We start from the raw sequence: 23,693 nt of genomic DNA on the forward strand, positions 1-23,693 counted from the left end.
GTCAGGACGTCACCAGCTGCCCGGTGTCCACCGGCCGTGTCGCGTCCGCCGCGCGCTGCGCGGCCGGGGCCACCTCCGCCGCCGTCAGCACGTACCCCGTCTCGTCGTCCGAGGTGGAGCGGGCGAAGACCACGCCGAACACCCGGCCGTCCGTGGTCAGCAGCGGCCCGCCGGAGTTGCCGGGGCGGACCGTGGAACGGATCGAGTAGATCTCCCGGGTGACCGAGCCGTCGTTGTAGATGTTCTGCCCGTGCGCGTGCACCCGGGCCGCGACCGTGGCCGCCTGCAGGTCGAGGTCGCCGTCCTGCGGATAGCCCGCGACCACGGCCGCCGCCCCGCGTCCCGCGTCGTCGTCGAACCGCAGCACGGGCGCGTGCAGGCCGGGCACGTACAGCACGGCCACGTCCCGGTCCGGATCGAACAGCACCACCCGCGCCGGGTACGGCCGCCCCACCCCACCGACGCGCACCTTCGGCGCGTCGATGCCCGCGACCACGTGCGCGTTGGTCATCACGTGCCCCGGCGCGAACACGAACCCGCTGCCCTCTCGGCCCTGGTCGCCCGAGACCCCCTCGATCTTGACCGTGCTCCGCCGGGCCGCATCCGTGGCGGCGGCGGTCACGTTGTCGCCCGTGGGACGGGCGACCTCGGCCGTCGACTCGTTCTCGAACGGGTTGAACACCTGCGGGAAGCCCGCCTCCGTCAGTGCGGACGTGGCCCGGGAGAACCACGCCGGCGTGCTGTCCGGCATCGCGTCCTGCACCGCCCCCAGCAGCCGCGAGTCGCGGATCTGGCCGGTCAGCAGCGGTGACGAGGACGCGGCCAGCACGCTCGCCGCCACCCACGCCACGATCAGCACCGCGGCGGTGTTCGCGGCCGCCCCGCCCACGCCGTCGGCCACCCTCAGCGGCCCCCGGTCCAGCTCCCGCCGCAGCCGCAGCGCGAGCCGCCCCGCCAGCTCGTGGCCGGCCGCCGCAGGCAGCAGCACCGTGCACACCGCGGTCACCGTCGCCGCCGTCGACCCCGCCGGCACCAGCTCCATCACCCACGGCAGCACCCACACGCCGACCACCGCGCCGCCCACGAAGCCGGCGAGCGACACGCAGCCGGCCACCAGCCCGCGCCGGTAGCCGGAGCCGGCGTAGGCCAGGATCACCAGCAACAGCAGGATGTCCAGCACGTCCACGGAGCCGCCTTTCTCTCGGACCCGTTAGTACGCGGGGGACGGGCCCGGTGATCAGCCGCGCGCGTGCGGCCCGGCGGAGCCCGGCCGCACGCGCTGTCACCCGGGGAAACGCCGCGGACCCGGACGATGGTTCCAAGGGGTGGCACGGCACACATCGCGGGCGCGGGGGTTTGCGCCGATAGTGGGATCATGCGTGTCCGAACAGCTCGGGGGACACGGAAGCGGCGGGCCGTACGGATACCCGGCTCCGCCCGGGTGGCTTTCGGTTTCCTGCCCGGCCTCGCCGCCGTCGCCACGCTGGCCCTGTGCGTGCACGGTGCCGACCGCCCGTCCGGTACCGTCCGGCCTCCGTCCCCGGTGGCCCGCCCGGCCGGATCCCACACCGCGCCCAAGCCGTCGATCAGGCCCCGTTCGGCCTGGCTCGACGGCACCGCCCCCGCCCAGCCACCGCCGCGCTACGACGGCGAGGTCGTCGCCGTCTTCATCCACCACACCGACTCGCCCAACGACTACGACTGCGCCGACACCCCCCGCATCATCCGTGCTCTCTACACCGGTCAGACCCGCGACCGCAGCTGGGACGACATCGGCTACAACTTCCTCGTCGACCGCTGCGGCACCATCTACGAGGGTCGCGCCGGAGGCGTCGACCGCCCTGTCACCGGTGCCCACACCCAGGGCTTCAACCACCGCACCGCCGGCATCGCCGCCATCGGCACCTTCACCGAGGGCACCCGCGTGCCGCGGGCGATGACCGACGCGATCGCCGCGCTCGTCGCCTGGAAGCTGGGCCTCACCGGTACCGACCCCCGCGGCGGCGTCCGGCTGACCTCCAGCAACGGCCACAGCCGCTACCCACGCGGCACCACGGCCGTCCTGCCCGCCGTCGCCGCCCACAAGGACGCCTACATGACCCGATGTCCCGGCCCGGCCCTCGTCGCCCGGCTCCCGGCCATCAGGCTGCGCGCCGCGGCACTCCAGGGCCGCACACCCGACGCCGGGACGTGACCGGCACCAGCCACCACGACCACAGCGCCGCCCTGCCACCGCCGCCGGGTGCGGGAGGGCACCTGCGGTGGCCGGCCGTGCGGCCGGCAGCCACGGCCAGGAGCCGCGCCGTGCCCCGGCCGGCCCGGTCGCGGTGCGGGCCGGAGAGGCTCACGTGCGGAAGCGGTCCCAGAGTTTCGGGAAGCGCTCGGCCAGGGCCCGCTCGTTCTCGAAGTCGAGCGGCGTGCCCTCCGGCTCTGCCGGCTGGGGCGGCAGGCCCAGGTCGGGGGCGACGCCGCCGGTGAGCTGCTCGTAGGCCTCGTCGGCCGCGTAGCCGATCTCCTCGCCGTCGCCGTCGATCTCCTCGTCGAAGTCGCCGAGCAGACCGGCGAGGGAGTCGGGGTCGTGCAGCGCGCCCTCGAAGACCTCCCGCCCCTGCCCGATCAGCCAGCAGCGGAAGAAGTCGAAGGCGTCGTCACTGGCCCCGTCCAGCAGCACCCAGGCGGCGCCCCACAGATCCCAGCGGTAGGCGCGGTTGTAGCGCGCCTCGAAATGACGGGCGAAGTCCAGGACCGCCTCGGGATCCAGCCGCCGGAGCCGGTCCACGAGCACGTCGGCCTGTTCCTCGGGGTCGCCCTCGGCGGCCTCGCGGCTAGTGTCCACCAGGTCCCAGAACTCCGTCTCGTCCATCACGGCTCCAGCATCGGCCCATCGGAACCCGTACGCACGTGGAGTGCGGCGCATTTCGCGCCGGATCCCCGCACCCGATGCCAGGATCCCCGCACCCGGTTCCCCGATCCCCCCGCCCGTTCCTCACGCCCCGTACAGTCCGGCCATCCGCCGCGCGTCCCGGGCGAACCGGTCACGCAGCCCCGCGGGCGCCAGCACCTCCGCCTCCGGCCCGAGCGCCGTGAGCTGCGCGTGCGCGACCTCCTCGGACTCCACCGGCAGGGTCACCGTCACCCGTCCCGCACCGTCCGGCTCCCCGGCCGCGGCCAGCGCCCGGCGCGCGGCGAGCGGATCGACGGCGTGCCACAGCATCCGCACCCCCTGCGGGGACAGCCGTACGACGACCTCGTCCCGCCACAGGGACCGGGCGAACCGCTCCGCCTGCGCCGCCCAGAAGCCGGGCAGATCGAACCCCTCGTCGCGGGCGAAAGCACCCTCCTGGACGTCGACGGCGGTGAACCGGTCGATGCGGTACGTCCGGAACTCCCCACTCGCCCCGGTGCCCGCCACGCGCGCGCAGACGTACCAGACCCCCGCCTTCAGCACCAGCCCGTACGGCTCCAGGTCGCGATCCACCGTCCGTTGCGCACGCCGGTAGCGGGCCGTGATCCGCCGGTCGTCCCACACCGCGCCGGCCACCTCCGGCAGCAGCTCGGGCGTCCGCGGCTCGGTGAACCAGTTCGGTGCGTCCAGATGGAACCGCTGTGCCACCGAGAGCGGGGCGTCCCGCAGGGACGGCAGCAGCGCGGCCGACACCTTCAGCCGGGCCGCGGAGGCGGCGTCCTCCAGCCCCATCTCCCTCAGGGCCGCCGGCACCCCGCTCAGGAACAGCGCCTCGGCCTCACCGCGCGCCAGCCCGGTCAGCGGACCGCCGCCCAGGCCCGCGAGGCTGCGGGGAAGGGCGCGAGAGCCGCCGACCAGCCGGTACCCCCCGGCCCGCCCCCGGTCCGCGTACACCGGCACGCCCGCCTCGGACAGCGCCTGCGCGTCGCGCGCCACGGTCCGCTCCGAGACCTCCAGCTCCCGCGCCAGCTCCGCGGCGGTCATCGAGCGCCGGTACTGGAGCAGCAGCACCATCTTGATCAGTCGGGCGGCACGCATGCCGCCATCATGCAGCAGGCCCCCGCCGGGGCGGGGGCTGCGGTGGTGCGGCGGTCTCCCGCCCCGGTGGGGTGCGGTCGTGTGGTGGGTCGTGGCCCCGCTTCGGCGGGACCCCGACGACACCGGTCCCTACAGGCCGTACTTCTCCCGGGCCTCCTTGACCGCGGCGGCCTTCACCTCGCCGCGGCGGGCGAGCTGGGCCAGGGCCGCGACGACGATCGACGGGGCGTCGACGCCGAAGTGGCGGCGGGCCGCCTCACGGGTGTCCGACAGGCCGAAGCCGTCGGCGCCCAGCGAGGACCAGTCCTGCTCGACCCACTGCGCGATCTGGTCCGGGACCTGGCGCATGTAGTCGGAGACCGCCAGCACCGGGCCCTCGGCGCCCTGGAGCGCCTGCCGCACGAACGGCACCCGCTCCTCGCCGCGCAGGAGCGCCGCGTCGGCGTCCATGGCGTCCCGGCGCAGCTCCGACCAGGAGGTCGCCGACCACACGTCGGCGGCCACGCCCCACTCCTCGGCGAGCAGCCGCTGCGCCTCCAGCGTCCAGTGGATCGCCGTACCGGAGCCCAGCAGCTGGATGCGCGGGGCGTTGGCGGTGGTGGACAGGCCGGCCGACTCCGCGGTGTTGAAACGGTACAGGCCCTTGACGATGCCCTCGTCGATGCCCGGGCCGGACGGCCTCGCGGGCTGCGGCAGCGGCTCGTTGTAGACGGTGAGGTAGTAGAAGACGTTCGGGTCCTCGCCCGGCTTGGCCTCGCCGTACATGCGGCGCAGACCCTCGCGGACGATGACCGCGATCTCGTACGCGAACGCCGGGTCGTACGTCAGCGACGCCGGGTTCGTGGCCGCGATCACCGGCGAGTGGCCGTCGGCGTGCTGGAGGCCCTCGCCCGTCAGCGTCGTCCGACCGGCCGTCGCGCCGACCAGGAAGCCGCGGCCGAGCTGGTCGCCGAGCTGCCACATCTGGTCGGCGGTGCGCTGCCAGCCGAACATCGAGTAGAAGATGTAGAACGGGATCATCGCCTCGCCGTGCGTCGCGTACGACGTCGAAGCGGCGATGAAGTCGGCCATCGAACCGGCCTCGGTGATCCCCTCGTTGAGGATCTGGCCGTTCCGGGCCTCCTTGTAGTACATCAGCTGGTCGCGGTCGACCGGCTCGTACGTCTGGCCCTTGGGCGAGTAGATGCCGAGCGAGGGGAACAGCGACTCCATGCCGAAGGTGCGCGCCTCGTCGGGGACGATCGGCACCCAGCGCCTGCCCGTCTCCTTGTCGCGGACCAGGTCCTTCACCAGGCGGACGAAGGCCATCGTCGTCGCCACGTTCTGCGAACCGGAGCCCTTGTCGAAGGAGGTGAACGCCTTCTCGGCGGGGGCCGGCAGCGGGGCGAGGGGGTGCGTGCGGCGGGCCGGGGCCGGGCCGCCGAGGGAGGCGCGGCGCTCCTGGAGGTAGCGGACCTCCGGGGAGCCGGCGCCCGGGTGGCCGTAGGGCACCTGGCCGTCGGCGAAGTCGCTGTCCCTGATCGGCAGGCCGAGCAGGTCGCGCATCGCCTTGAACTCGTCCACCGTCAGCTTCTTCATCTGGTGGTTGGCGTTCTTCGAGGCGAAGCCCTCGCCGAGGGTGTGGCCCTTGACCGTCTGGGCCAGGATGACCGTCGGCGCGCCCTTGTGGTCCAGGGCCGCCTTGTAGGCGGCGTGGACCTTGCGCGGCTCGTGGCCGCCGCGGGAGAAGTGGAAGCAGTCGAGGATCTTGTCGTCGCTCAGCAGCTTCGCCATCTCCACGAGGGCCGGGTCGGACCCGAAGAAGCTCTCGCGGATGTAGGCGGCGTCGCGGGTCTGGTACGTCTGGATCTGCGCGTCCGGTACCTCGCGCAGGCGGCGTACGAGCGCGCCCGTGGTGTCCAGCTGGAACAGTTCGTCCCAGGTGGAGCCCCACAGCGTCTTGACGACGTTCCAGCCGGCGCCGCGGAACTGGGCCTCCAGCTCCTGCACGATCTTGAAGTTGGCGCGGACCGGGCCGTCCAGGCGCTGCAGGTTGCAGTTGATGACGAAGGTGAGGTTGTCCAGTTCCTCACGTGCGGCCAGCGCGAGCGCCGCCGTCGACTCCGGCTCGTCCATCTCGCCGTCGCCGAGGAAGGCCCAGACGTGGGACGCGGAGACGTCCTTGATGCCGCGGTTGGTGAGGTAGCGGTTGAACCGCGCCTGGTAGATCGCCGACAGCGGGCCGAGGCCCATCGACACCGTCGGGAACTCCCACAGCCAGGGGAGGCGGCGCGGGTGCGGGTAGGACGGCAGGCCGTTGCCGCCTGCCTCCTGCCGGAAGTTGTCCAGGTGCTGCTCGTTCAGCCGGCCGTCGAGGAAGGCGCGGGCGTAGATGCCGGGGGAGGCGTGGCCCTGGATGTACAGCTGGTCGCCGGAGCCGGCGGCGTCGCCCGAGTCCTTGCCGCGGAAGAAGTGGTTGAAGCCGGTCTCGTAGAGCCAGGCCGCGGAGGCGAAGGTGGCGATGTGGCCGCCGACGCCGTGCTTGCTGCCGCGGGTCACCATGGCCGCGGCGTTCCAGCGGTTCCACGCGGTGATCCGGGCCTCCATCTCCGGGTCGCCGGGCACGTGCGGCTCGGCGGCGGTCGGGATGGTGTTGACGTAGTCGGTCTCCAGGAGCTTCGGCAGCGCGATGCCGGTGCCCTCGGCGCGCTCCAGCGTGCGGCGCATCAGGTATGCGGCACGGTGCGGCCCGGCAGCCTCGGCGACGGCGTCCAGGGAGGCCTGCCATTCGGCGGTTTCCTCCGGGTCGCGGTCCGGGAGCTGGTCGAGCTCGCTCGGCTGGATGGCGTTGGGGTCGGTCATGTCGCCGCCTTCCTCAGTCGAAGGGGGGTTCCCTCACAGCGAAGGGTTCGGGGTGCCCTTGGTCTTTGGCAGGACAGGGCTGGACTTCGGTGGAAGTCCGTCGGCGACTGTAACTCCCTGATCGATGATCGATCAAAGGGTTGGCGGCGAAATCCCCCTGATCACGGAAAAGTAGGCACCCGGTGCCTTGCCCGGAGACACCGGGTGCCTTGTTTTTGAAGGGTTTACGCAGGTGGGAGCACGTTTGAGCGGGGGTGCGCTCAGCCCTCGTGGCGCGGCGCGCAGCCCAGGACGTGTGCCTTGACGATCTCGGCGATGCGGGGGTCCCGGCGGCGGAACGCCTGCACCAGTTCCTCGTGCTCCTCGGCGTAGGACTGCTGCACCGTGCCCAGCCAGCGGATCGACAGCGCCGTGAACACCTCGATGCCCAGGCCCTCCCAGGTGTGCAGCAGGACCGAGTTGCCGGCCGCGCGCACCAGCTCGCGGTGGAACGCGACCGTGTGCCGTACCTGGGCCGTGCCGTCGGTATGGCGGTCGGCCTCGTACAGCGCCGAGACGTGCGACTCCAGCGCGGAGCAGTCACCGGCCAGCCGCTCCGCCGCCAGCTCCGCCGCGATGGCCTCCAGGCCGGCCCGTACGGGGTAGCTCTCCTCCAGGTCGGCCGCGGTCAGGTTGCGCACCCGCACGCCCTTGTTCGGCGCCGACTCGATCAGCCGCAGTGACTCCAGCTCGCGCAGTGCCTCCCGCACCGGGGTCTGGCTGACCTCCAGCTCGGTGGCGATGCGCCGTTCCACGATCCGCTCGCCCGGCTGCCAGCGCCCGCTGATGATCCCTTCCAGGATGTGCTCGCGGATCTGCTCGCGCAGCGAGTGGACGACGGGCGCGGTCATGAGAGCTCCTTAGGGAGGGGCCACCGGCCCCCTGGGGCGTTTGACGTTTAGACAATAAGGCCGCAGGCACCGTCCGGAGGGGTGCACGGGGGCGCTTTCGCGCAGGTGAGACGAGACTTACACGCCCCGGCCGGCACCCGGGAAGCCCCGGTGCGCCCGCGGCGGAAAGCGGACCGCGCCCGGTGCCAGGTCCGCGGTGCCGGGCGTCGCGACGGGGCGAACGCTGCCCGTCAGGGCACCGGTGGCGCGACCACCGCTGCTCCATCCCCTGTCCGCGCCGCTCACGACGGCGCCCCCGCCCGGAAGCTCCGGGCGGGGGCGCCGTACGGCCTGCCGGCCGGGGATCGGGGACCACGCCGGCCTCCCGGTGATCCCCGTCCCTGCTACAGCCCGAGCTCGACCTCGAACTCGCCCGCCTCCAGGACGGCCTTGACGGCGCTCAGGTAACGGGCCGCGTCGGCGCCGTCCACCAGACGGTGGTCGTAGGACAGCGTCAGGTAGGTCATGTCGCGGACGCCGATGACCGTGCCCTCCTCCGTCTCGATCACGGCCGGGCGCTTGACCGTGGCGCCGATGCCGAGGATCGCGACCTGGCCCGGCGGCACGATGATCGTGTCGAAGAGCGCACCGCGCGAACCGGTGTTGGAGATGGTGAAGGTCGCACCGGACAGCTCGTCCGGGGTGATCCTGTTGGCGCGGACCTTGCCCGCCAGGTCGGCGGTGGCCTTGGCGATACCGGCGATGTTGAGGTCACCGGCGTTCTTGATGACCGGGGTCATCAGGCCCTTCTCGGAGTCCACCGCGATACCGACGTTCTCGGTGTCGAAGTAGGTGATGGTCCCCTCGGCCTCGTTGATCTTCGCGTTGATGACCGGGTGGGCCTTCAGAGCCTGGGCGGCCGCCTTGACGAAGAACGGCATCGGGGAGAGCTTGACGCCCTCGCGGGCCGCGAAGGAGTCCTTGGCCCGGCCGCGCAGCTTCATCAGGCGGGTGACGTCGACCTCGACGACCGACGACAGCTGGGCCTGCTCGTGCAGCGCCTTGACCATGTTGTCGCCGATGACCTTGCGGATGCGGGTCATCTTGACGGTCTGGCCGCGCAGCGGGGAGACCTCCAGGGCCGGCGCCTTCCTGGCGGCGGAGCCCGCGGCGGCCGGGGCCGGGGCCGGGGCCGGGGCGGCGGCCGCGGCCTTGGCGGCCTCGGCGGCGGCGACGACGTCCTGCTTGCGGATACGGCCGCCGACACCGGTGCCCTTGACGGTGGCCAGGTCGACGCCGTTCTCGGCGGCGAGCTTGCGCACCAGCGGGGTGACGTAGGCGCCCTCGTCGGCCGGCTGGGCGGCGGCCGGAGCCGGAGTGACCGGAGCCGGAGTGACCGGGGCGGGGGCCGGGGCGGGTGCGGGAGCCGCGGCGGCGGGCTGGGCCGGGGCCGCCGGGGCGGGCGCCGGAGCGGCCGGGGCCGGAGCCGGGGCAGCGGGGGCCGGGGCGGCACCCGGGGCACCGATGACGGCGAGCTTGGCGCCGACCTCGGCGGTCTCGTCCTCGCCGACCACGATCTCCAGGAGCACGCCGGAGGCCGGGGCCGGGATCTCGGTGTCGACCTTGTCGGTGGAGACCTCGAGCAGCGGCTCGTCGGCCTCGATGCTGTCGCCGACCGACTTCAGCCAGCGGGTGACGGTGCCCTCGGTGACGGACTCGCCGAGCGCCGGAAGGGTTACGGAAACCGCCATGGTTTCGGTTGCTCCTTACGAGTTGCGGAAGTCTGTGTCGTCGCGCCCGAGGGCTGATCAGTCGTGCGCGTGCAGCGGCTTGCCCGCCAGGGCGAGGTGGGCCTCACCGAGCGCCTCGTTCTGCGTCGGGTGGGCGTGGACGAGCTGGGCGACCTCGGCCGGCAGCGCTTCCCAGTTGTAGATCAGCTGGGCCTCACCGACCTGCTCGCCCATGCGGTCGCCGACCATGTGGACGCCGACCACGGCACCGTCCTTGACCTGGACGAGCTTGATCTCGCCCGCGGTCTTGAGGATCTTGCTCTTGCCGTTGCCCGCCAGGTTGTACTTCAGAGCGACGACCTTGTCCGCACCGTAGACCTCCTTGGCCTTGGCCTCGGTGATCCCCACGGAGGCGACCTCCGGGTGGCAGTACGTCACCCGCGGCACGCCGTCGTAGTCGATCGGGACGGTCTTCAGACCGGCCAGACGCTCCGCCACCAGGATGCCCTCGGCGAAGCCGACGTGCGCGAGCTGGAGCGTCGGGACCAGGTCACCGACGGCGGAGACGGTCGGGACGTTGGTCCGCATGTACTCGTCGACCACGACGTAGCCGCGGTCCATGGCGACCCCGGCCTCCTCGTAGCCCAGGCCCTGGGAGACCGGGCCGCGGCCGACCGCCACCAGCAGGACCTCGGCCTCGAACTCCTTGCCGTCGGCGAGGGTGACCTTGACACCGTCCTGCGTGTACTCGGCCTTCTGGAAGAAGGTGCCGAGGTTGAACCTGATGCCGCGCTTGCGGAACGCGCGCTCGAGCAGCTTGGAGGAGTTCTCGTCCTCGACCGGGACGAGGTGCTTCATGCCCTCGATGACGGTGACGTCGGCACCGAAGGACTTCCACGCCGAGGCGAACTCGACGCCGATGACACCGCCGCCGAGGATGATCGCGGACTTGGGCACGCGGTCCAGGACGAGGGCGTGGTCGGAGGAGATGATCCGGTTGCCGTCGATCTCCAGGCCCGGGAGCGACTTCGGCACGGAGCCGGTCGCCAGCAGGACGTGACGGCCCTGGACACGGCGGCCGTTCACGTCGACGGAGGTGGGCGACGACAGGCGGCCCTCACCCTCGATGTAGGTCACCTTGCGGGAGGCGACGAGCCCCTGCAGGCCCTTGTACAGGCCCGAGACGACGTCGTCCTTGTACTTGTGCACACCCGCGATGTCGATGCCCTCGAAGGAGGTCTTGACACCGAACTGCTCGCTCTCGCGCGCCTGGTCGGCGATCTCGCCCGCGTGAAGCAGGGCCTTGGTGGGGATGCAACCCCGGTGCAGGCAGGTGCCGCCGACCTTGTCCTTCTCGATCAGGGCGACGTCCAGGCCCAGCTGCGCCCCGCGCAGGGCCGCGGCGTAACCACCGCTACCACCGCCGAGGATCACTAGGTCGAAAACGGTGCTGGCGTCGTTCGCCACGTCACGTCCTCCATGCATGTGCGCCACCGGTCTCCAGTGACCGGCAGGCGGCTGGTGTCCGGCCGCTCGTTCTTCGGCCCTGGGTGGGGCCCTGTCCTGCCGTGCCCCATCTTCGCACTAGTCACTGCTTGACGAGACGCGGGGCCGGGGTGTGAGACGTCCCACGTTCCCGGGCGCCGAAGGGGCGGCCCGCTGCGGAAAACGCGGGCGCGGGGGCCGGTGCGATACGGTCCCCGCGCCCCGGGAGCCGCCCCGCGGTGGAGCGGGCCGGCTCAGCGGCCGGGCATCAGCCCAGGTCACCCGCGGCGGTCAGCTCCGCCAGGCGCACCAGGGTCCGTACCGCGGAACCGGTGCCGCCCTTCGGCGTGTAGCCGAAGGGGCCGCCCTCGTTGAAGGCCGGGCCCGCGATGTCCAGGTGTGCCCAGGTGATCCCCTCGCCGACGAACTCCTTCAGGAAGAGCCCGGCGACCAGGCCGCCGCCCATGCGCTCACCCATGTTCGCGATGTCGGCGACGGGGGAGTCCATGCCCTTGCGCAGGTGCTCCGGCAGCGGCATCGGCCACGCCGGTTCGCCCACCTCCTCCGCGGCCTCGTGCACCGCGCCGCGGAACGCGTCGTCGTTGGCCATGACGCCGAAGGTGCGGCCGCCCAGCGCCAGCATCATCGCGCCGGTCAGGGTCGCCACGTCCACGATCGCGTCCGGCTTCTCCGCCGAGGCCGCCCACAGCGCGTCGGCGAGCACGAGCCGGCCCTCGGCGTCGGTGTTGAGCACCTCCACGGTCTTGCCGCTGTACATGCGCAGCACGTCGCCCGGGCGGACGGCGGAGCCCGACGGCATGTTCTCGGCGAGCGCCAGCCAGGCGGTGACGTTGACCTGGAGCTTCAGCCGCGCGGCGGCGACCACCGCGGCGAACACGGCGGCCGCACCGCTCATGTCGCACTTCATGGTCTCGTTGTGGCCGGCCGGCTTCAGGGAGATGCCGCCCGAGTCGTAGGTGATGCCCTTGCCGACGAAGGCGAGGTGCTTCTTCGCCTTGGAGGAGGTGTACGACAGCTTGACCAGCCGCGGGGCCGCCGCGGACCCGCCGCCGACGCCGAGGATGCCACCGTAGCCGCCCTTGGCCAGGGCCTTGTCGTCCAGGACCTGGACCTTGATGCCGTGCTCCTTGGCCGCAGCCTGGGCGATCGCGGCGAAGGCCTCGGGGTCGAGGTCGTTCGGCGGGGTGTTGATCAGGTCGCGGGCGCGGTTGAGCTCCTCGGACACCGCGGTGGCGCGGGCGATCGCCGCCTTGTGCGCGGCGTCGCGCGGCTTGCCGCCCAGCAGGACGGCCTCGGCCAGCGGGGCCTTGCCGTTCTTGCCCTTGGTGCCGCTGCCGGAGGAGCCGTTCTCCTTGTAGGTGTCGAAGGAGTAGGCGCCGAGCAGCACGCCCTCACCGGTCGCGCCGGCGTCGCCGGCGTCGGCCAGCGGCAGCGCGAACGCGGCCTTCTTGGAGCCGGCGAGCGCGCGGGCGGCGGCGCCGGCGGCCTTGCGGAGCGCCTCGGGGTCGTACCCGGCGCCCTTCTCCGGCTCGGGGCCCAGGCCCACCGCCACGACGAGCGGCGCCTTGAAGCCGGCCGGGGCCGGGAGCTTGGTCACCTCGCCCTCGGCGCCCGAGGCCCCGAGGGTCTCCAGGACTCCGGCGAGCCGGCCCTCGTAGGCCTTGTCCACGGCCTCGGCGCCCGGTGCGACGACCAGGTCCCCGGAACCGGAGGCTGTGCCCTTGGCGACACCGATCACGATCGCGTCGGCCCGGAGACCGGGCGCCGCGGCGGTGCTGAGAGTGAGAGCAGTCACGGTGGTGAAATCTCGCTTCCGATGTGAAGTTTCTGTGGCCGAACGGTGTGGGTCGGCCGAGCCCGACGGCCGACAGTAGATCCGGCCTGCGGGAGCGATCCGACCGGGGTCCGAGTCAGCGCGGCGGACTGCTCGGAGCACCCGGCACACGAGACTACGCGCGAATGAGCATTCGCTCATTCCTGCGAACGTTCACCCTCTGGGGGTGTCGTGGCCGGTTTCCGATCCTCGCACTCCATGAGCTGAGCCACACTCATCAGGTCCGGTGGGTCGATGACGCACCGTTTTGCACGATTACCACGAATCCTCCGCATGTCGACCGTCACGCGTCGACCGATCGACGGTGGATTCCTCTGGGGGGAAGGAACAATCCATGGCGCGAAGTGCGCACGGATGGAGAATCGCCGCTGCCGTGATCGCGGCGGGCGGTATGACGGCGCTGGGCCTCGGGGCGCCCGGCGCATCGGCCGCGACGGAGCCGCGCATCGACCTGAAGGTGCTGGTGGTGGACAACGGTGACACGTCCGTCCAGGCCATCACCGCTCAGCTGAAGAGCACCGGCATCCCGTACACGACCGTTGACCTGGACGACCCCGGCCGCACGGTGATCGACGCGGCCTTCCTCGGCGACACCGTGGGTGGCACGCCCCGGGCCAGGTTCCAGGGGATCGTCCTGCCCAACGAGGCCCCGTTCGGCGCGGGTTCCGCCGAGCAGACCGCACTGGAGGAGTACGAACGGACCTACGGCATCCCACAGGTCGACGCCTACACCTGGGCCCACCCGGAAGTGGGTCTGGACTACACCGACGAGGGCGGCTGGGCCGGCACCCTCGACGGGCAGCGGGCGACCGTCACCACCGCCGGCCGCGCCGGGGCCTTCGGCTACCTCGACGGCGCCTTCACCTTCGAGGACAACTCCCCCACGGTCGCCGAGAGTTACGGCTACCTGGCCCGGCCCCGCGAGGGCTTCACCAGCTATGTGGACATCCCGGTGCCGGGCGGCTCGGGCACCGGCAGCCTGCTCGGCGAGTACGCCCACGACGGACGCCGTGAGCTGGTGGTGACCTTCGCCTACAACCAGTACCAGCAGCAGTTCCGCCTCCTCGCCCGGGGCGTCGTGGAATGGCTGACGGGTGGGGTGCACCTGGGGCAGGCACGCAACTACCTCGCCGTCCACGTCGACGACGTCTTCGCGGCCGACAGCCGCTGGGACACCGAGCGCAACTGCACGCCAGGCGACCTGGACTGCGTCGACGGCGGCGAGGAGACCGCACCGATCCGCATGACCGCCGCCGACGCCGCCTACGCCGCACAGTGGCAGCAGGACCACGGCTTCACCCTGGACATGGTCTTCAACGCGGGTTCAGGGGAGGAGTGGAAGAGCGAGAACGGCGGCACCGACGCGCTCGCCGACCGGCTGCTCGCCGACAGGGCGCAGTACCGCTGGATCAACCACACCTACACCCACCAGTTCCTCGGCTGCATCCAGGACGTCTCGGTCGTGCCGTGGAGCTGCGCGAAGAACGCGGACGGCTCGACGCAGTGGATGAGCCGCCCGGACATCTCCGCGGAGATCTCCAGCAACTACAACTGGGCCCTCCTGCACGGCGTCCCGGTCGACCGAGGCGAACTCGTCACCGGCGAGCACTCCGGCCTCAGGACGCTGCCGCAGCAGCCGGAGGACAACCCCTACCTGGCCCCCGCCCTGTCCGACAACGGCATCCGGTGGATCGCCTCGGACGACTCGCGTGAGCCCGAGCAGCGGGCGGTCGGCAGCAGCACGCTGACCGTGCCCCGCTACCCGATGAACGTCTACTACAACGTCGGCACCAAGGAGGAGATGGCCGACGAGTACAACTGGATCTACACCGCGAAGGCCGACGGCGGCAGCGGCGTGTGCACGGACAACCCCACCTCCACCTGCATGGACCAGCCCCTCGACGTCGCCACGGGCTACGACTCCTACATCGTCCCCCAGGAGGCGCACACCGACCTCGGCCACGCCATCTCCAACGACCCCCGACCGCACTACGCCCACCAGTCCAACCTGGCGGAGGACCGGATCCTCTACCCGGTCCTGGACAAGGTCCTGGCGGACTACCAGGCCCTGTTCGCCGACGACACCCCGCTGGAGAACCTGCGGCAGAAGGCCATCGGCACGGAGCTGCAACGCCGCGCCGCCTGGCAGTCGGCGATCGAGCACAACGAGGTCACCGCGTACCGCATCGGCGACACCGTGACCGTCACCGCGCCGTCCGGGACGCAGATCCCGGTCACCGCCCCGGAGGGGACCCGGCAGCAGCAACTGATCGGCACCACCACCTTCGGCTCGGCCTACGCGGGGGCTCTCTCGGGGTGGACCACGCCGGGACCGTTGCAGAGCGCGCTGACGCTGAACCTGCCGTAGCGCCCGGCTGAACCGGCGACACCGCCCCCGGCCGACGAAGGGGGCACGGGGAACTGCGCGACCGGCCCACGACGGACCCACAGCCGCGGTCCGGCGCGCAGTTCCCCCTCTCACCGTCCGCACCACTGGGGGGAACCGCGTAGCGATGCGCACCGGCCGTCAGGTCACCATGCTCACCGAAGGCACCTATCCCCATGTCCACGGAGGGGTCAGCACCTGGTGCGACCAACTCGTCAAGGGCATGCCGGAGGTCGACTTCCACCTGGTCTCGCTCACCGGGACCGGCCGCGAACCCGTCACCTGGGAGCTGCCGCCCAACGTCCGCCGCCACCGATCCGTACCGACCTGGGGCCGGCGGCCCGGCCGCAGACGGCCCCCGCACGGCCGCGCCCGCCGCCGCTTCACCGCCGCCTACGAGCATCTGCTGCTGTCCTTCCTGGACCCAGGGGCGGGCTGCGACTTCGGCGAGGCCCTGTACGAACTCGCCCCGCTCGCCCGGGCCGGGCTCCTCGCGCCGGCGCTGCGCACCGAGTCCGCGCTCCGCGCCCTGATGTGGATATGGACGATGCCGCACCTGCAGACGGCCGCGGCCCGCCCCACCGTCCACGACGCCCTCACCGCCATCGACCTGCTGGAGCACGCCCTGCGCCCGCTCGGCGTGCGCATCCCCCGCCAGTCCGTCGCCCACGCCGTCAGCAGCGGTCTCGCCACCCTGCCCGCCCTCGCCGCCCGCAGGCTGGACGGCGTGCCGTTCCTCCTCACCGAGCACGGCATCTACCTGCGCGAGCGCTACCTCGGCTACCGCGGCACCACCCAGCGCTGGCCGGTGAAGGCCTTCATGCTCGGCTTCTACCGCGAGCTGAACTCCCTGGGCTACCACGCGGCCGACCTCATCACCCCGTGCAACCAGTACAACCGCCGCTGGGAGGAGCGCGGCGGCGCCGACGGCGACCGGATCCGCACGGTCTACAACGGGGTTGACCCCAGCGCCTTCCCGCACGCCGGCCCCGAGCCGGACACCCCGACCCTCACCTGGTGCGGCCGGATCGACCCGATCAAGGACCTGGAGACGCTGCTCCGCTGCTACGCGCTGGTCCGCGCCGAGATTCCGGAGACCCGCCTGCGCCTGTTCGGCCCGGTCCCGCCGGGCGGCGAGGCCTACCGCACCCGGCTGGAGAAGCTCGCCGCCGAACTCGGCGCCACGGACGGCCTCACCTTCGAAGGCCGCGTCAGCGAGGTCTGGCGGGCGTACGCGGCCGGGCACGTCGTGATGCTGTCGTCGATCTCCGAGGGTTTCCCGTTCTCCCTCATCGAGGCCATGTCCTGCGGCCGCACGACGGTCTCGACGGACGTCGGCGGCGTACGCGAGGCCGTCGGAGACACCGGTCTGGTCGTCCCACCGCGCGAGCCGGAGAGGATGGCCGCCGCCGCGCTGACCCTGCTGCGCGACGACGAACGGCGCCTGGAACTGGGCGCACTGGCCCGGCAGCGGGTCGTCGACCGGTTCACACTGCGCCGCTCCGTGGACAACTTCCGCACCATCTACCAGGAACTCGCCGGGCAGCCCGAGGTGTACCGGCCCGCGGTCGAGACGGTCGAGGACTGGACCGAGGAACTGCACGACCCGTGGTACGCGTCCGTGGCGACGGACGGGACCGACCGGTGAGTGACGGCATGCGGCGGCCCGCCGCGATCCGCCCCCAGCCCCAGCCCCAGTCCCTGTCCCAGCCGCCGGCCTTCATCCCGCGGCAGCCGCGGCCCGGCCGGGCAGAGCCGGACCCGGTCGACGCGCTCGCCGACCGGCTGGAGGACTCCGTGGCGGCGGCCGTGCATCCGGACGAGATCGCCGCGCTGCTGGAGTCCGACGGGCTCTCCGACACGCGGATACGCGAGCGGTACGGCGTGAGGAACTCCTTCGCGCTCGCCGAGGCGCTGTACGAGCGCGTGGAGCGCCGCTACCCGGAACCGGACGGCCCCCACCACGACCCCTGGCAGGTCGGCCTGCTCGGCTGCCTGCTGCGCGGCGTCGTGTTCGCCCTGCCGGGCTTCGCCTACGTCCTCGGGGCGCCGCTGCTGTCCCACCACGCCGGCCCCGGCCTTCCGGCCGGCACGGCGGCCCTGCTCGCGGGCGCCCTCACCGGCTGGGCCTGGAACCAGGGCCTGGCCCACCGCGCGTACTCCTGGCTCGGCCTCGGCGACCGCCCGGCCGCGGCGCGGGCCCTGCGACTCGGGGCAGCGGCGGGCGCGCTGCTCGGTTCCCTCGCCGCCCTCGCCGTGGCCGGGCCGGCCCGGCCGGCGGCGGTGGCCTTCGCCGCGGTGCAGTCCTGCTACCTGGGCGCGGCCACCGTCCTGCTGGTGCTGGGCCGCGAACGGGCCCTGCTCGCCGCCCTGCTGCCGCTGGCCGCGGGCGCCACGGCCAGCCTGGTGTCCCCCGTCCCGGTGGCCGCCCGGCTCGTGCTGCTGCTCGGCTCGCTCGCCGCCGTGCTCACCCTCGCTCTGCGCGCAGTGGCGCCTGCCGCGCGGGACCCGCGCGACGGCAGCCGAACGGGCCTCGCCGCGCTGCTGCCCTTCGGCGCCCCGGGCACCGGGGCCGGGCGGCGGCGTGCCGCGCCGCCGTGGCTCACCGGCTCGCTGCCGTACGCCCTGTTCGGGCTGGGCAGCGGTGTCCTGGTGCTGCATGCGGCCCTCGGGGACGTGCTGGCCGGCCGGGAGCACGCCGCCATCGCCGCGCCGGCCGCGGTGGCGTTGACGCTGAGCATGGGGCCGGCCGAATGGCTGCTCCACCGCTTCCGCAGCGGCAGCCTGGCCGGGCTGCGCTCCACCGACAGCCCGCGTGCCTTCTGGCGGACCACCGTGCTCACGGTCGCGCGGTGCCTGAGCGCGTACCTGGCCACGCTGCTCGCCCTGGGCGTGACCGTCTCCGCCCTGTGGCCGGGCACGCTCGCGCAGGCGGGCGCCCCGGCCGGCATGGGCGGCGTCCGTCTCGCCGGGCTGCTGCTGCTCGGTGTGGTGCTGTGGACCGGCCTGCTGCTCCAGTCCTTCGGGGCCGTGCTCAGCGCGGCGACGGTCTGCTGTCTGGCCGCCCTCGCCCAGACCCTGGTGCTGGTGGCGCACCTGCTGTCTCCCCCGGCCGGGCCGGAGGTGCTGTGGGCCGGGGTGGCGGTGTACGGCGCGGCCGCCGCCGCCCAGGCCGTGCTGGTGTGCGTGCTGCTGGGAAGGGCGACCGCGCACCGGTGAGCAGCCCGCCGTCCGGGGGAGCGCGGCACCGCCACCACGTCCACGGGGTTCCGGAGGGCGCCGGCCGCTCCCGACCGGCCGCGGCCCACGGCGCGGTCCTCTACGGTGCGGTGCCCGGCTCGGGAGATCATCCTTGGGGTACGTTGCCGCACACTCTGGAGCCCACCCGGTGAGACGCCCCCTCCTCCTCGTCGCCCTTCTGCTGCTGGTCGCCGCCTGCTCGACGGCTGCGGACGACAAGCCCGCCACCCCGGATCCGGCCGGCGGGCGCTGGCAGCCGCGGCCCGGCACCGCCTGGCAGTGGCAGCTCAGCGGACGCCTGGACACCTCTGTGGACGTCCCGGTGTACGACGTCGACGGCTTCGACAACTCCGCGGCCGCCGTGTCCGCCCTGCACCGCGAGGGCCGCAAGGCGATCTGCTACATCTCCACCGGCGCGTGGGAGGACTGGCGGCCGGACGCCGGGAAGTTCCCCGCGTCGGTGCGGGGCCGGGGCAACGGCTGGGAGGGCGAGCGCTGGCTCGACATCCGCCGCACCGACGTGCTGGAACCGCTGGTCGCCGCCCGCTTCGACATGTGCCGGGCGAAGGGCTTCGACGCGGTGGAGCCCGACAACATGGACGGCTACCGCAACACCACCGGCTTCCCGCTGACGGCCGCCGACCAGCTCCGCTACAACCGGCTCGTCGCCCGGCTCGCCCACGACCGGGGCCTCGCCGTCGGCCTGAAGAACGACCTCGACCAGATCCCCGAACTGCTCGCCGACTTCGACTTCGCGGTGAACGAGCAGTGCGCCCAGTACGGGGAGTGCAAGGCGCTCACGCCCTTCGTCCGGGCGGGCAAGGCCGTCTTCCACGTCGAGTACGAACTGCCCACCGACCGCTTCTGCGACCAGACCCGCAGCCTGGGACTGAGCTCGATGCTCAAGAAGTACGAACTGGGAGCGTGGCGCCGCCCCTGCTGACCCCGTGCCGGGCCCGGCCGCCGTGGCCGGTGCCCGGAACGCGGTTCACCCGCCCAGGGTGAGTGCCACCAGAGCCACCGTCGCGGAGGTCTCCGCCAGGGCCCCGAACACGTCGCCGGTGACCCCGCCGAAGCGGCGGACACAGTGCCGCAGCAGCAGATCGGCGGCGGCGAGTGCGGCCAGGACCGCGACCGCGGTGCGCACGGCGCCGTACGGCCCGAAGACGGCCCCGCAGGCCGTGGCCACGACCGTGACGGCGACGGCCGCACCCGCGGCGGCGCCCGCCGGGACCACCCCGGCCACCGCGGCGCCCAGCCCCTCCGGCCGGGCCGCCGGCACGCCGCCACGGGCGGCCAGGGTCAGGGCGAGGCGGGCGGCGGTGGCCGCGCCGGCGGCGGCGAGCGCGCCACGGGCCCAGGAGCCGCTGTACAGCTGCGCCAGGGCGGCGACCTGGGCGAGCAGCACGAAGACGACGGTGAGCACGCCGAACGGGCCGATGTCCGACTGCTTCATGATCCGCAGCGCCTCGTCGGCGGGTTTGCCGCTGCCCAGCCCGTCCGCCGTGTCCGCCAGCCCGTCCAGGTGCAGTCCCCGGGTCAGCGCGGCCGGTACCGCCGCGGTGGCGACGGCGGCGAGCAGCGGCGCCGCGCCGAGGAACAGCAGCAGTAGCCCGAGGCCCGCGGCGGACGCGCCGACGACGAGTCCGGCGAGCGGGGCGCACAGCATCCCGCCGCGCGCCGCCTCGCGGTCCCAGCGGTGCACCCGGACCGGCAGCACGGTCAGGGTGCCGAAAGCGAAGCGGACGCCGTGGAAGGCAGGGGTCGTGGACACCGGCGCAGGCTACCGGGCGGTCGCGGGAGCGGGGGAGCCGGCTGGTCGGCGGTGGCCGGTAATCGGACGCTGCCGGACGGCGGCCGGGCGGCACTCACGGATAAAGTTCGCACATGGGACAGTGGTGGTACCGCAACATCGTCGAGCCGGGCAAGCTTCCGCTGCTGCTCGCCCTCACCGCCTTCGTCCTCACCTTCCTGATCACCCGCGTCATCGTCCGGCTCATCCGGGCCGGTCGGGGTCCCTTCGGCAACGTCAAGGCCGGCGGCCTGCACATCCACCACGTCGTCCCCGGCGTCATCCTCACCGTCGTCGGCGGCTTCGGCGCGGTCGCCGGTGGACGGCACGGCTTCGGCTCGTACGTGTCAGCGGTGCTGTTCGGGATGGGTGCGGGCCTGGTCCTGGACGAGTTCGCGCTGATCCTGCACCTCGACGACGTCTACTGGAGCGAGGCCGGCCGGCAGAGCGTCGAGGTCGTGGTGCTGACCGCGGCCCTGGTCGGTCTCTGGCTGGTGGGCTTCTCCCCGTTCGGCGTCAACGGCATGAGCGAGGACGAACTCCAGGGCCGCAGCAGCGTCGTCGTGTCCATCGCCATCAACTTCCTCCTCGCCCTCGGCGTCCTCGCCAAGGGCAAGCCCCGCATGGCGATCTTCAGTGTGATCGTGCCCTTGCTCGCCCTGATCGGCATCGTCCGCCTGGCCCGCCCCGGGTCCCCGTGGGCCAAACGCTTCTACCGCCGCCGCCCCCGGGCCCGCGCCCGGGCCACCTTGCGCGCCTACCACCACGACCGCCGCTGGTCCGGGCCGCAACGCGCGCTCCAGGACTGGCTCGGCGGCAAGCCCGACCCGGACCCGAGCCGCGCGGTGGAGCGCAGCTGAGCCGCCGCGCACAGCACCAGCACCGCCGCGATCGCCGCCAGATGCTCCTTGCCGGCCAGGTTGTCCTTGACGATCACCTCGACGACCATTCCCGTCACCACCGCACCGACGGTGACGTACGCCCCGTAGCGGCAGCCGACGAGGACCGCGAGGCCGACCACGGCCGCGGACGGACCGGTGTCCACCACCTGCGCGTCCGAGGCGGGCAGGCCCAGCGGGGCGTCCGGGCCCAGCCAGATGCCGACGCGGGCGTACAGGGTGCCGGCGAGTGTGGCCGCGTAGACGACGGTCAGGGTGCGCCACCGGCCCAGGCAGATCTCCGCGACGCCGAACGCGAGCAGGATCTGCGCGAGCGCCCCCCAGACGGGTAGATCCAGCGCCGGGACGAACAGGGAGAGCGGGGTGCGCAGCAGCGCCAGCCACAGTGGGTCCTCGGCCCGTACCGCCCCCAGGTCCTGGACCGGTGCGAGGCCCCAGGGCCGGTTCTGCACGATCTGCAGGGCCCCGGTCAGGCACACCGCGGCCAGGGTCATCCAGACCGCCCGCCAGCGCCGCTTCGACAGCGGACCGCGCACGGTGACGTACAGCGGCCCCCATTCGGCGCGGGCCCAGCGGGCGAGGCGGTTCATCGGCGTGTCTCCAGGTCCGTACGGTTCAGCCGGGCCGACCGGCCCGGCACCTTCAGGAACCCCTCCGCGCACGCCGGGGCGGTGCCGACGCGGGGAAGGCCCGCGTTCTTCCCGAAGAGCGGGAACCGCGGTCCCCGCACGGGCAGGTACGGGGCGTCGGCGCGGTACGGCGACTCGACCTGCCGCCAGAGGGAGAAGAAGCCGAGCAGCGACCGCCACAGCCTCAGCACCCGCCCGGCGCCGAGCCGGGCGCCACGTTCGAAGACCGATCGGAACACCGCGAAGTTGAGCGACACCTGCGTGATCTCGGCCTCTGCGGCGCGCCGCGTCACCTCGACGACCAGGAACTCCGTCACCCGTTCGCCGCGGCCTCGTCCCGGCCGCGCCGCATCGGATCCGGCGACAGCCCGTGCGGCTCCCACGGCACGGCGGACGGCAGAACCCTCGGGCGCCCGGCGGCGTCGGCGCCCTGCCGTTCCAGCCGTTCCCGCAGCCGCTTCTCGTCCTCCGGCCGCCCTGGGTCCCGGGCGGTCGCCACCGGCGGCGTGGTCAGGGGCAGGGCGAGGCGGGCGGTCCACCGCCGGCGGCGGTGAGCCGGGGGCCGGACCGGTCGCCCTCGGCGTGGAACTCCCGAGGCCGGCGCCGCGTTGCGAGGGTCTGCCGCCACGGCGAGCGGGGACAGGGGCGACTCGGGCATCTCCCATGAAGGGCGATCATATGGGCGCCTTCCCGGCACATCGTGCATCTCGCCCGGACGCTCGCGACGGGACCCCCGCCGCCGGCCGCCGGACGCCGCGCCGGCCCGGGTCCCGCCGGGCCGGTGGTGCGCCGGCCGTGCCGGCCGTCCGGCGTCCACAGGGTTCGGGAGCGCCTGGAAGGGGTGCGGGGCACCACACCGGCCGTATCGCGTCGCGGCACGTCCGGCGGCGTGCTCAGTCCTTGTGCACCTCGGGCAGTTCGGCCGCCAGAGCCGCCGCCGCCTGCACCAGGGGCAGGGCGAGCAGCGCCCCGGCTCCCTCACCGACCGTCACGCCCTGGTCCAGCAGGGGTTCCAGCGCCATCCGGTCCAGCGCCTTGGCCTGCCCCGGCTCACCGCCGGCGTGCCCGGCCAGCCACCAGTCCGGTGCCCGGAACGCGACCCGCTGCGCCACCAGCGCGCAGGCGGCACCGACCACGCCGTCCAGAATCACCGGCATCTTCCGTACGGCCGCCTGGAGCAGGAAGCCCGTCATCGCCGTGAGGTCGGCGCCGCCCACGGTCGCCAGGAGTTGCAGCTGGTCGCCGAGGACGGGCCGGGCGCGACGCAGGGCGTCGCGGATCGCCGCGCACTTGCGCATCCAGGCGAGGTCGTCGATGGCGAGCCCGCCGCGCCCGGTGACGACGGAGGCGTCGGTCCCGCACAGGGCGGCGACCAGCACGCCCGCCGCAGTGGTCCCGCCCACGCTGAGGTCGCCGAGCACCACCAGGTCCGTCCCGGAGTCCGCCTCCTCGTCGGCGACCGCGACGCCGGCCCGGAAGGCCTGCCGGGCCTCCTCGGCGGTCAGCGCGTCCTCGATGTCGATCCGCCCGCTGCCGCGCCGCACCCGGTGCCGCACGACGTCCGCGGGCAACGCCTCCGGGTCGCAGTCCAGCGCCATGTCGACCACCCGCAGCGGTACGCCGAGCCGCCGGGCCAGCACGGACACCGGCCGGGCGCCCTCCAGTACGTCCCGCACCAGTTCGACGGCGCTGCCCGCGGGCCGCGACGACACCTCCAGCCCGGCGATGCCGTGATCACCCGCGAACAGCACCACCCGTGGCTGGTCGACCGGCCGCACCGGAACGGCCCCCTGTGCCGCGGCCAGCCACTCACCCAGGTCGTCGAGGCGCCCGAGCGACCCGGGCGGCACGCTCTGACGCTCCCGGCGCGCCTCGGCGTCACGCCGCACCCCGCCGTCCGGGCGCTCGATCAGATCGGTGAAGTCGTCGAGATTAAGCGAGCTCATTCGCCGAACAGTACCGGC

17 protein-coding genes and 1 pseudogene are annotated in these 23,693 nt (G+C 73.3%); 6 read left to right on the top strand and 12 right to left on the bottom strand.

Annotated elements, in window-relative coordinates:
* Position 1: 1 nt before the first annotated feature.
* A complete protein-coding gene (locus I3F54_RS17905) occupies positions 2–1,186 on the bottom strand; it encodes a MarP family serine protease (RefSeq protein WP_240119814.1) in 1,185 nt (394 codons plus the stop codon).
* Positions 1,187–1,375: 189 nt separating this feature from the next.
* Between I3F54_RS17905 and I3F54_RS17910 the strand changes: the two genes are divergently transcribed.
* Entirely contained in the window at positions 1,376–2,194 is an 819-nt protein-coding gene (locus I3F54_RS17910) for a peptidoglycan recognition protein (protein ID WP_240119815.1), read from the top strand.
* 150 nt (positions 2,195–2,344) lie between these two features.
* On the opposite strand, the gene I3F54_RS17915 is transcribed toward I3F54_RS17910, so the two are convergent.
* The 7 genes from I3F54_RS17915 to I3F54_RS17945 all read right to left on the bottom strand — a co-directional run bounded on the left by I3F54_RS17915 (position 2,345) and on the right by I3F54_RS17945 (position 12,744).
* Positions 2,345–2,863, bottom strand: a complete 519-nt coding sequence (locus I3F54_RS17915) for a DUF4240 domain-containing protein (RefSeq protein WP_240119816.1) — start codon at positions 2,861–2,863, stop codon at positions 2,345–2,347.
* Between the two features lie 123 nt (positions 2,864–2,986).
* A complete protein-coding gene (locus I3F54_RS17920) occupies positions 2,987–4,003 on the bottom strand; it encodes a YafY family protein (protein ID WP_240119817.1) in 1,017 nt (338 codons plus the stop codon).
* A 129-nt stretch (positions 4,004–4,132) separates the two neighbouring features.
* Entirely contained in the window at positions 4,133–6,844 is a 2,712-nt protein-coding gene (gene aceE / locus I3F54_RS17925; RefSeq protein ID WP_240119818.1) for a pyruvate dehydrogenase (acetyl-transferring), homodimeric type, read from the bottom strand.
* 260 nt (positions 6,845–7,104) lie between these two features.
* Positions 7,105–7,734, bottom strand: a complete 630-nt coding sequence (locus I3F54_RS17930) for a GntR family transcriptional regulator (protein WP_240119819.1) — start codon at positions 7,732–7,734, stop codon at positions 7,105–7,107.
* A gap of 383 nt (positions 7,735–8,117) precedes the next feature.
* A complete protein-coding gene (gene sucB, locus I3F54_RS17935; protein ID WP_240119820.1) occupies positions 8,118–9,464 on the bottom strand; it encodes a 2-oxoglutarate dehydrogenase, E2 component, dihydrolipoamide succinyltransferase in 1,347 nt (448 codons plus the stop codon).
* 57 nt (positions 9,465–9,521) lie between these two features.
* Positions 9,522–10,910 carry a dihydrolipoyl dehydrogenase gene (lpdA, locus tag I3F54_RS17940; RefSeq protein WP_240119821.1) on the bottom strand — a complete coding sequence of 463 codons (1,389 nt, stop codon included), beginning with the start codon at positions 10,908–10,910 and terminating at the stop codon, positions 9,522–9,524.
* Between the two features lie 286 nt (positions 10,911–11,196).
* Positions 11,197–12,744, bottom strand: a complete 1,548-nt coding sequence (locus I3F54_RS17945; RefSeq protein ID WP_240119822.1) for a leucyl aminopeptidase — start codon at positions 12,742–12,744, stop codon at positions 11,197–11,199.
* 373 nt (positions 12,745–13,117) lie between these two features.
* Here I3F54_RS17945 and I3F54_RS17950 point away from each other — a divergent pair, with 373 nt between their 5' ends.
* The 4 genes from I3F54_RS17950 to I3F54_RS17965 all read left to right on the top strand — a co-directional run bounded on the left by I3F54_RS17950 (position 13,118) and on the right by I3F54_RS17965 (position 19,352).
* Entirely contained in the window at positions 13,118–15,151 is a 2,034-nt protein-coding gene (locus tag I3F54_RS17950) for a hypothetical protein (RefSeq protein WP_240119823.1), read from the top strand.
* A gap of 145 nt (positions 15,152–15,296) precedes the next feature.
* The gene (gene pelF, locus I3F54_RS17955) at positions 15,297–16,817 is read left to right on the top strand and encodes a GT4 family glycosyltransferase PelF (protein ID WP_240119824.1); all 1,521 of its coding nucleotides are present in this window, start codon (positions 15,297–15,299) and stop codon (positions 16,815–16,817) included.
* 8 nt (positions 16,818–16,825) lie between these two features.
* Positions 16,826–18,388 (top strand): hypothetical protein, encoded by a 1,563-nt coding sequence (locus I3F54_RS17960; RefSeq protein WP_240119847.1) that lies wholly within the window; start codon positions 16,826–16,828, stop codon positions 18,386–18,388.
* A 169-nt stretch (positions 18,389–18,557) separates the two neighbouring features.
* Positions 18,558–19,352 (top strand): endo alpha-1,4 polygalactosaminidase, encoded by a 795-nt coding sequence (locus tag I3F54_RS17965; RefSeq protein ID WP_240119825.1) that lies wholly within the window; start codon positions 18,558–18,560, stop codon positions 19,350–19,352.
* A gap of 45 nt (positions 19,353–19,397) precedes the next feature.
* On the opposite strand, the gene I3F54_RS17970 is transcribed toward I3F54_RS17965, so the two are convergent.
* Positions 19,398–20,183 carry an adenosylcobinamide-GDP ribazoletransferase gene (locus I3F54_RS17970; RefSeq protein ID WP_240119826.1) on the bottom strand — a complete coding sequence of 262 codons (786 nt, stop codon included), beginning with the start codon at positions 20,181–20,183 and terminating at the stop codon, positions 19,398–19,400.
* Between the two features lie 113 nt (positions 20,184–20,296).
* Between I3F54_RS17970 and I3F54_RS17975 the strand changes: the two genes are divergently transcribed.
* A complete protein-coding gene (locus I3F54_RS17975) occupies positions 20,297–21,061 on the top strand; it encodes a hypothetical protein (protein WP_240119827.1) in 765 nt (254 codons plus the stop codon).
* Here the strand turns inward: I3F54_RS17975 and I3F54_RS17980 are convergent.
* The 3 genes and pseudogenes from I3F54_RS17980 to cobT all read right to left on the bottom strand — a co-directional run bounded on the left by I3F54_RS17980 (position 20,959) and on the right by cobT (position 23,675).
* Entirely contained in the window at positions 20,959–21,690 is a 732-nt protein-coding gene (locus I3F54_RS17980) for a hypothetical protein (RefSeq protein ID WP_240119828.1), read from the bottom strand. The two genes, I3F54_RS17975 and I3F54_RS17980, sit on opposite strands and share 103 nt — an antisense overlap.
* Positions 21,687–22,153: pseudogene (locus tag I3F54_RS17985) on the bottom strand (phosphatidylglycerol lysyltransferase domain-containing protein); the annotation flags it as partial. The gene I3F54_RS17980 and the pseudogene I3F54_RS17985, both read right to left, overlap by 4 nt.
* Positions 22,154–22,622: 469 nt before the next feature.
* Positions 22,623–23,675: a nicotinate-nucleotide--dimethylbenzimidazole phosphoribosyltransferase gene (gene cobT / locus I3F54_RS17990; RefSeq protein WP_240119829.1), complete on the bottom strand. Its 1,053-nt coding sequence runs from the start codon at positions 23,673–23,675 to the stop codon at positions 22,623–22,625.
* Positions 23,676–23,693: the final 18 nt, after the last annotated feature.

Source organism: Streptomyces sp. MUM 2J (assembly GCF_022414535.1).
Classification (GTDB): Bacteria; Actinomycetota; Actinomycetes; order Streptomycetales; family Streptomycetaceae; genus Streptomyces.

Coding starts and splice junctions, on each gene's coding strand:
- I3F54_RS17910 (WP_240119815.1), top strand. CDS start 1,376: ATGCGTGTCCGAACAGCTCGGGGGACACGGAAGCGGCGGGCCGTACGG.
- I3F54_RS17915 (WP_240119816.1), bottom strand. CDS start 2,863: ATGGACGAGACGGAGTTCTGGGACCTGGTGGACACTAGCCGCGAGGCC.
- I3F54_RS17920 (WP_240119817.1), bottom strand. CDS start 4,003: ATGCGTGCCGCCCGACTGATCAAGATGGTGCTGCTGCTCCAGTACCGG.
- aceE (WP_240119818.1), bottom strand. CDS start 6,844: ATGACCGACCCCAACGCCATCCAGCCGAGCGAGCTCGACCAGCTCCCG.
- I3F54_RS17930 (WP_240119819.1), bottom strand. CDS start 7,734: ATGACCGCGCCCGTCGTCCACTCGCTGCGCGAGCAGATCCGCGAGCAC.
- sucB (WP_240119820.1), bottom strand. CDS start 9,464: ATGGCGGTTTCCGTAACCCTTCCGGCGCTCGGCGAGTCCGTCACCGAG.
- I3F54_RS17950 (WP_240119823.1), top strand. CDS start 13,118: ATGGCGCGAAGTGCGCACGGATGGAGAATCGCCGCTGCCGTGATCGCG.
- pelF (WP_240119824.1), top strand. CDS start 15,297: ATGCGCACCGGCCGTCAGGTCACCATGCTCACCGAAGGCACCTATCCC.
- I3F54_RS17960 (WP_240119847.1), top strand. CDS start 16,826: ATGCGGCGGCCCGCCGCGATCCGCCCCCAGCCCCAGCCCCAGTCCCTG.
- I3F54_RS17975 (WP_240119827.1), top strand. CDS start 20,297: ATGGGACAGTGGTGGTACCGCAACATCGTCGAGCCGGGCAAGCTTCCG.
- I3F54_RS17980 (WP_240119828.1), bottom strand. CDS start 21,690: ATGAACCGCCTCGCCCGCTGGGCCCGCGCCGAATGGGGGCCGCTGTAC.
- cobT (WP_240119829.1), bottom strand. CDS start 23,675: ATGAGCTCGCTTAATCTCGACGACTTCACCGATCTGATCGAGCGCCCG.